Here is a 249-nt window from a genome sequence, read left to right as displayed (position 1 = left end):
GTATTCGTGGGCATCGCCGTCCGGGCCCACCAGCGTGCTCACCTGAACGTCGGCGCCGCCGACTTCCTGCACGATGTCGCCCAGGATCGAAAAGCTGGCAACGACCGGCAACGGCTCGGCCGCGTGCGCCGAGCCGAAAGCGGCGGACAGCCACAGGCCGGCCGCGGCCAGCATGACACGGCGGCGCGCCAGCGCCGGGAAGAGGGAAGGCATGGTGAATCTCCTTGAGGGTTCAGGCCCGGCGCGAAA

Annotated in this window: 1 protein-coding gene; it reads right to left on the bottom strand. The window is 69.9% G+C overall.

Annotation, left to right across the window (positions count from 1 at the left end):
- On the bottom strand, positions 1–213 hold a 213-nt coding region (locus SB771_RS36085), incomplete at its 3' end, for a metal ABC transporter solute-binding protein, Zn/Mn family (protein ID WP_410722173.1).
- Positions 214–249: the final 36 nt, after the last annotated feature.

Source organism: Burkholderia sp. SIMBA_051 (assembly GCF_046534915.1).
Lineage (GTDB): Bacteria > Pseudomonadota > Gammaproteobacteria > Burkholderiales > Burkholderiaceae > Burkholderia > Burkholderia ambifaria.
The sequence above is the reverse complement of the archived record's forward strand: the minus strand, read 5'-3'. Positions and strand labels throughout refer to the sequence as shown.